The sequence below is a fragment of the Paenibacillus sp. J22FR5 genome, assembly GCF_059691975.1.
This window is the reverse complement of the sequence record NZ_JCAUAN010000061.1, coordinates 1-6,171: the sequence shown is the minus strand read 5'-3', so window position 1 is coordinate 6,171 and position 6,171 is coordinate 1. Positions and strand designations below refer to the sequence as shown.

The following is a 6,171-nucleotide window of genomic DNA, read 5'->3' as shown; positions in this document are numbered from 1 at the left end:
ATGATGGCGGAGGGGACCCACGCGTTCCCATCTCGAACACGACCGTTAAGCCCTCCAGCGTCGATGGTACTTGAACCGCAGGGTTCTGGGAGAGTAGAACGTTGCCAAGCACAATGTAAGAGCCTTACCCAGAGAAATCTTGGTAAGGCTCTTTTTTTCATTTATCCGCGATGAAATCGGGTTGAAAATGCATAAGTTGTATTTTCTACAGCTAATTTTCATTGCTTTGCCCGGATAAACTCATTTAAGTGGATACCCTACATCTAGTTTGATTAAAGTAGAAAGAAAGACGGATGAGAGGGGAGTGAAATTTGGGGAAGGAGTTAGGGTAATAGGGAAGTGGGATAGAGATGGAGGAGATGCGCCCCTACCTTCAGACCAAGTCCCAAGATTTCCAAAAAACTTTGTTATTTTCACAAAAATAAAAGGAGAATCCTAATAATGGCTTCATTTTATATTACAATAAAGCTTAGTTTACTTCTTTGGGTGAATCAACGATGGAACGGGAGTGATACATAATGGAGAACGCCTATGTTCAGATAGGAACGGCGATGTTCCGAACAGGGATATTGGGATATGGCGGCGGGCCGTCGATTGTACCATTAATTCGGTACGAAGCGGTGACGCGTTTTAAGTGGATGAAGGATGAGGAGTTCATGGAGGTGCTCGCGATTGCGAATACACTTCCAGGGCCGATTGCGACGAAGTTGGCGGGCTATTTGGGGTATCGGCTCAAAGGGAGTTGGGGAGCGCTGATTGGTCTTTTGGCTCATATTTTGCCTACCTGTGTGGCGATGGTGGGGCTATATTCGTTTATCACGTTTTTCAGCACATCGCATGTGATCAAGGGGATGATTGCAGCAGTAGTGCCGATTGTCGCAGTCATGCTAGGCGTGATGGCGTATGAGTTCGGCGAAAAAGCGATTAAAGGACTAGGCTGGCCGGCAGGGGTTACTTTTTTCATCGTAGCGTTCCTGCTACTAAAACCATTATCGGTGCACCCAGCTATCGTTATATTCATGTTCCTTCTGTACGGAGCATTTCATCACAAACTGAAGGACAAGTGGACGAAGAGCAAGAAGCAGCTTGGCAAAGGTGAAGGCGTATGATGGATTGGTGGCATTTATTCGTTAGTTTCTTTCTTGCCAATGTGTTCGGCTATGGGGGGGGACCCTCGTCCATTCCACTGATGTTCCAAGAGATTGTCACGAATCACAGCTGGATGAACAGCAGTGAATTCTCAAATATGTTAGCGTTGGGGAATGCGCTGCCAGGGCCTATCGCGACGAAGATCGCCGCGTATGTCGGCTACCAAATTGGCGGTTGGATCGGCGTTCTCATAGCGGTGGCGGCAACGGTGGTGCCGTCGATTATTGCGCTGATCATTTTGCTGAACATTTTGCAGAAATACAAGCAATCCCCTGTGATTAAAGGCATGACGCTGCTGGTGCAGCCCGTTATTGCAATTATGATGGTGCTGGTCACCTGGAGCAGCTTGGTGGAATCCACGAAAGCGATCGGGTATTTGCAGTTTGTTGGGATCGCTGCGGTAGCTTTTTATTTGATTCAAATGCGTAAGATTCACCCAGCTTTTGTGATCCTTGCGGGGTTCGTCTATGGTGGGATTTTCCTATCCACGTAATATAATCTCACATTTTTTGGCGCTAAGCACAAAGCTTGCGCCTCTTTTCGTTACGCCACCAAAGTTCATGTTATGTTTATTGACGCTTAAGTTGGGCGGACAGTATAGTGATGTGAGAGGGATCAACGTGAACTGAACGACGATATCGTTTTCCTGAAACAGCAAATCCCGAGTAGGGAGATGCTGTTTTACCTGTATTGGGGTGTTGAATAAGGAGGTCGGGGACCTATGCGTACACAAGAGAAATATGCAGTGGAGATGGTCCAAATCGTGAAGCAGTTTGGATCGGTGCTGGCGAATGATGAGGTGGATTTCCGGGCGAAAACGGGAGAAATACATGCGCTGCTAGGCGAAAATGGTGCGGGCAAAAGCACGATGATGTGCATGCTGTCCGGTGTGTACCGCCCAACGAGCGGTGAGATTCTGATTCATGGCGAGAAGGTACGCATTCGCTCACCGAAGGATGCGATGAAGCTAGGTATCGGCATGGTGTTTCAAAACTTCCGCCTCGTACAGACCTTAACGGCAGCGGAAAATATTGTGCTCGGGGAAGCTGGCTCATTCTGGCGCGGACCCGGCTGGCTTTCGAAAAAGTCCGAGGAAATCGAGGCGATTTCGAAGCATTTTGGGCTGCTGTTTCCGGTGGATAGGCCCATCTGGCAGCTTTCTGTTGGCGAGCAGCAGCGAGTGGAGATTGTAAAGACGCTCTATCGGGGAGCGGATTTTATTATTCTAGATGAGCCAACGTCGGTGTTGACGCCGGGAGAGGTTGATCAGCTTTTTGAGACGCTGGACCGGATGAAGAAGGAAGGCAAAACGGTCATTATGACGACGCATAAGCTGAAAGAGGTTATGTTTGCGGCGGATCACATTTCGGTCATGCGCAAGGGCAAGATGATTGCGACGATGCCGAAAACAGAAACGAACGAGCGTGAGCTGGCTCAGTTGATGGTGGGCAAGGAGAGTCTAGATAGCCGCGCACCGCAAAGAACAAGAGCGAAGGAGAAGCCGATGCTCTCGGTCAAAGGGCTAGACGTCTACGCGGATCACGGACGCAAGGTGCTGGATGGGCTTCATTTTCAGGTCAATGAAGGTGAGATTGTTGGTGTTGCAGGCGTCTCCGGGAACGGGCAGAAGGAGCTAGCGGAAGTGCTGACTGGACTGCGTACGTGGAAGCAGGGGGATGTTCATTTTGATGGGAAAGCACTGCGGAATGGTTCGGTACGTGCGGCGATTGAGCTTGGGATCGGGCATGTGCCAGAGAATCGGATGCGGAGTGGTCTGGCGGGTAGCTTGGACTCGGTAGATAATCTATTGTTCAAAACGTATCGTTCATCGGAACGGTCGCGGTTTGGTTTGCTGCGGACGGGGAGCAATCAGAGTTGGACTCAGCGGTTAGTCGAACTATTCGATGTCAAAACGCCGGGGATAGACGCGCCGATTCAGTTTATGTCGGGTGGGAATCAGCAGAAGCTGCTTTTTGCTAGGGAGATCGATCAAGGTCCGAAGCTCATGATTGCGGTGCATCCGACACAAGGACTCGATGTGGGTGCCTCGGAAGGCGTGTATCAATTGCTAGAGGATTTGCGAGGCAAGGGGCGCTCTGTTTTGCTCATTTCGGAGGATTTGGATGAGGTGCTGCAGCTATCCGATCGCATCCTCGTCATGTACGATGGGCGCATTGTAGGAAACATTCCGAGGGAAGCGGCGAGCCGCGAGCATATCGGCATGCTGATGGCGGGATCGGAGGAGGATGCAGGATGAGTGAACAACGAACAGCAGGCAGCATTCCCGTCGAAAATAAAGTGACCAAGCGCGGAGCAGGCTTTCGCTTACCGTATCGGTTGGAAATCGATCCTGCGGGAGCGAACAGCCCTTGGTGGGTAACGATAATCGCCATCGCTTTGGCGTTGGTGGCTTGTGGGATTTTTATCGCATTGAATGGCATGAATCCGTTCATGGTCTACAGCAAAATGGTGAAGGGAGCCTTCGGCTCCATCTTTGGTTTGACTGAAACGCTAGTGAAGGCGATTCCTTTGCTTCTTTGCGGGCTGGGTGTGTCGATTGCGTACCGAATCTCGGTGTGGAACATCGGGGCGGAAGGGCAGTTCGTGGCGGGGGCCATGGCGGCGACGGCGATTACGGTGTATTTTCCACATTTGCCGATGGTTCTTTCGATACCGTTGATGATGGTCGCGGGCATCGTGGCTGGCGGCTTCTGGGGTTTGCTGACGGCAATTCCGCGGAATTATTTTCAGGTAAACGAATTAATTACCTCGTTGATGCTGAACTATGTGGCGCTGCTTGCGCTGAACTATGTGGTTTTTGGACCGTGGAAAGACTCGAAGGGTTTTAATTTCCCGGGATCTCCGATGTTTACAGTAGCGCAGACGTTACCGACTTTTGGCACGACGCGGCTGCATTTGGGTATCATTTTCGCCATCATCGCAGTGCTAGTCTATGCCTTTGTTGTTCGGTATACACGGTGGGGTTATGAGCTGCGACTGATCGGGGCTAACAGTGAAGCGGCGAAGAATGCTGGGATTCGCATTTCCAGACATGTGCTCGTGGTAATGGTGATTAGCGGTGGATTGGCGGGGCTTGCTGGGATGGCGGAAGTCTCAGGCGTAGCGCACCGACTGATGTATGGTATCTCTCCGGGGTATGGGTACACGGCTATTATTGTGGCGTGGCTGGCGAAGCTGAATCCGATTGGACTGGTGATCTCTTCTGTGCTCTTCGGCGGGCTGATTGTCGGGGGATATAGCGTTCAAACGATCGGACTTCCGTCCTCCATTTCTTCCATGTTTCAGGGAGCGATCCTCTTCTTCCTCATTGCTGGGGGGATGGCAGGGAAGTTCCGTATTCGGCGGAATAGTTGAGGGAGCTGTCATATGTGGAGCGTGGTGGGCTGTGCGATATAGTTAATGGTGTTAATGAACGGTTAGAAAAGGAGGGTGTAAGAGATGGATGCAATTACGCAAATCATAGTTTCAGCGATCTCTTCGGGCACTCCGTTACTCTTGGCTGTTTTGGGTGGCATTCTGATCGAGCGATCAGGGATTATGCAGCTAGGTGCAGAAGGTTTGATGTTAATGGGTGCGGTGACTTCGTGCCTCGTTTTCATACATACTGGAAGTTTAGTGCTGGCGATTCTGTGTGTGCTCGCGGTTAGCGGGGCTCTGGGATTGCTCCATGGTTTTCTTTGTGTGACGCTTCATGCGAATCAGGTAGTGTGTGGATTGGCGATGACGATATTCGGTGCTGGACTTAGCGCGTACTTAGGGAAGCCGGTGAGCGGCCAGCCGCTTGTGGGTGCGGTACCGAAGCTCGATATACCATGGCTGGAGCCTGTGCCGGTGATCGGGAAGATTTTTGCCCATATGGATTTGTTTACATGGTTAAGCTTCGTGCTGGTTCTGGCCATGCATCTGTTCATCCATCGTACTTCTTGGGGACTGCACCTTCGTGCGGTTGGGGATAATCCGGCTACGGCGGACGTCATGGGGATTCCTGTGATTGCGATTCGCTACGGGTGCATTGTCATTGGCTCGATGCTGATTGGGATTGGTGGGGCAGATTTGCTGCTTGTGTATACACCGACTTGGAACGAGGGGATGACCTCCGGACGCGGGTGGATTGCGGTGGCACTTATTATTTTCGCTAGATGGAATCCGATTCGTGCCCTCGTGTGTGCGTATTTCTTCGGTATTCTGGATAGTCTGGGCTTCCGTGTGCAGCTGATTGGCAGCCATATTCCTTCTTATTTTTTGAAAATGATTCCGTACGTCGTCACCATTCTGGTGTTGATGTTCCTCGGTTGGCGGAATAAAAATAAGCCATCAGGTGCACCTGAGGCGCTCGGTGTGCCTTATATACGTGAGCAAAGATTTTAGAATACTGGAGGGGCAAACCATGAGTGAATTTGAGGTTCATATTCCTTATTTGAAAAGATGTGTAGAGCTATCCTTGCTGGCGAGAGAAGCTGGCAATACACCATTCGGTTCATTGCTCGTTGGGCCTGCTGGCGAGATTCTGATGGAGCATGGTAATGTCGAGATTACCGAATCGAATTGTACAGGGCATGCGGAAACGATGCTTATGGAAGCAGCCTCTAAGCGTTATAGTAAGGAAGAACTGTGGGCGTGCACGCTATACACCTCAACGGAGCCATGCGCGATGTGCTCGGGGGCGATCTATTGGGGGAACGTAGGGCGCGTGATCTTCGCTATGCCCGAAGCGATGCTCGCGGGGCTCACGGGAGACAATGAGCAGAATCCGACGCTGGCGTTACCTTGTCGGGAGGTTTTTGCAAGAGGGAACAAGCCGATCCAAGTGATCGGTCCTGTTCCTGAGGTTGTGGATGCAGCGATTGCTGCGCATAGCGGGTATTGGGATTAAATAGAGAAGCCACCGGGATTGAACTGTAACCCGTTTCGTAGACATTTTAATAAAAAGAACTAAGCAGCAAGGAGATGGTCCCTGAACTGGTCAGGGGTCATCTTTTTTAATGTCCACTGATATCTTGA

At 50.7% G+C, this 6,171-nt stretch carries 7 protein-coding genes and 1 rRNA gene; all 8 read left to right on the top strand.

The window, feature by feature from the left end; genetic code table 11:
• Nucleotides 1-110 (top strand): 5S ribosomal RNA (gene rrf / locus AC58P7_RS33125); the annotation flags it as partial.
• 158 nt (nt 111-268) lie between these two features.
• Nucleotides 269-439, top strand: a complete 171-nt coding sequence (locus tag AC58P7_RS33120; protein WP_497350326.1) for a hypothetical protein — start codon at nt 269-271, stop codon at nt 437-439.
• A gap of 79 nt (nt 440-518) precedes the next feature.
• Nucleotides 519-1,109 (top strand): chromate efflux transporter ChrB, encoded by a 591-nt coding sequence (gene chrB, locus AC58P7_RS33115; protein ID WP_497350325.1) that lies wholly within the window; start codon nt 519-521, stop codon nt 1,107-1,109.
• Nucleotides 1,106-1,642, top strand: coding sequence for a chromate efflux transporter ChrA (gene chrA / locus AC58P7_RS33110; RefSeq protein WP_497350324.1), 537 nt, complete (start codon nt 1,106-1,108; stop codon nt 1,640-1,642). The genes chrB and chrA overlap by 4 nt, the downstream gene beginning before the upstream one ends.
• A 228-nt stretch (nt 1,643-1,870) precedes the next feature.
• Complete coding sequence (locus tag AC58P7_RS33105; protein WP_497350323.1) at nt 1,871-3,406, top strand: ABC transporter ATP-binding protein; 1,536 nt, start codon at nt 1,871-1,873, stop codon at nt 3,404-3,406.
• A complete protein-coding gene (locus tag AC58P7_RS33100; protein ID WP_497350322.1) occupies nt 3,403-4,524 on the top strand; it encodes an ABC transporter permease in 1,122 nt (373 codons plus the stop codon). Before AC58P7_RS33105 ends, AC58P7_RS33100 begins: the two co-directional genes overlap by 4 nt.
• Before the next feature lie 84 nt (nt 4,525-4,608).
• Nucleotides 4,609-5,538, top strand: coding sequence for an ABC transporter permease (locus AC58P7_RS33095; protein ID WP_497350321.1), 930 nt, complete (start codon nt 4,609-4,611; stop codon nt 5,536-5,538).
• Between the two features lie 19 nt (nt 5,539-5,557).
• A complete protein-coding gene (locus AC58P7_RS33090) occupies nt 5,558-6,043 on the top strand; it encodes a nucleoside deaminase (protein WP_497350320.1) in 486 nt (161 codons plus the stop codon).
• Nucleotides 6,044-6,171 lie beyond the last annotated feature (128 nt).